1 protein-coding gene is annotated in these 1,159 nt (G+C 60.7%); it reads right to left on the bottom strand.

The features are described 5' to 3' along the window. The coding region (locus CDO44_RS01870; RefSeq protein ID WP_144389448.1) for a Tn3 family transposase at positions 1–1,159 on the bottom strand (1,159 nt) is incomplete at both ends.

The raw sequence follows: 1,159 nt of genomic DNA, 5'->3' as shown, positions 1-1,159 counted from the left end.
CATGAATTCCAGCACAGCCTGGCAGGCCTGGCTCAGACGCCGTTCGTCCCGCGCCCAGCGCATGGCCTGGCGAATGCTGGTGGCAGACAATTGCGGAATCATGCGCGCGCATTCGACCGCAGTCAGACTGGTGCCGTGGGCCATGATGCCGGCATAGACCATCAGCAGCTCGTCGGTAGAGCGCGGCTCACGTCCGAGCATGATCCAGCTAAAGCGCACCTGGGCGTCAACGGCCAGAATCACTTCCGGCAATTGAACCTCACCGATGCGGTGATCCAAAGCCGCGCGCAGCTTGGTCACTTCTGGGTCTTCGTCCTCTGCGGGCAATGGCGACAAATGGAGTTCATCATCCACGCGCAGTACGCCACTGCGGGCTGCAGCGGCCACCGCATCGACACCGGCAGTTACTCTGGCCAGCAAAGGCTTCAAGAAAGTGGCAGCCTTGCTGGGTAACGATAGACGGGCATAGTGTTTCTTGGACTCTGCCTGCCAACGCTCGTCCGTGAAGAACAAGCGCGCACGACCCCGAAAGCTCAGGCTGTGCTCAATCCAGACCGAGCCATTGCACACCGCGCGGCGCAGGGCAAACAGGGTGGCCACCTCCAACGCCTGAAACGCCCGTTCCCGGTCTGGGCTGGAGATCGAAACCTGCCAGATCATTCCCAGACTTGGTGCCACCACTTCAACTGGCAGCTTTCTGGATCCTTTGAGATATAAAGCTTGCAGCTTGGCAAGGTACTCGATGGCAGGATGCTCGCCGGTGGCCTGCCAGGGCAGCTTTGCAATGGCGACGAGCAACGACCGCACGGGGCGAATTCCATCAATCAATCCCTCGCGGACCAGGGAGGCCCTGCTCGGTGGTTTGCGTTTCTGGGTTTCGGTGATCAAGGCTTCAAGACGGGCACGCAACTCAGCATCTGGCACCGCACCTTGCGCGCTCAAGGCAACAAGTTCGCCGAGCAGCGTTTTGTACATTGCGGCCCAATTGACGGTAGCGGGGACATCGGCGGCAGCCTGACGCCACAGATCGGCGATCCGGCGCTGCACCATAAGGATCAACTGGTCTGTGGTGGTGAACAGGCAATACCGAAGAAAGCATGCGACCTCCACGGTGCGCGCTGGCTCTTTGATCTTGGCTCCGGCTGAGGGCGGCCTGGAG

This window comes from Pigmentiphaga sp. NML080357, from assembly GCF_002188465.1.
Taxonomy (GTDB): Bacteria; Pseudomonadota; Gammaproteobacteria; order Burkholderiales; family Burkholderiaceae_B; genus Pigmentiphaga.
This window is presented reverse-complemented; position numbering and strand designations above follow the sequence as displayed.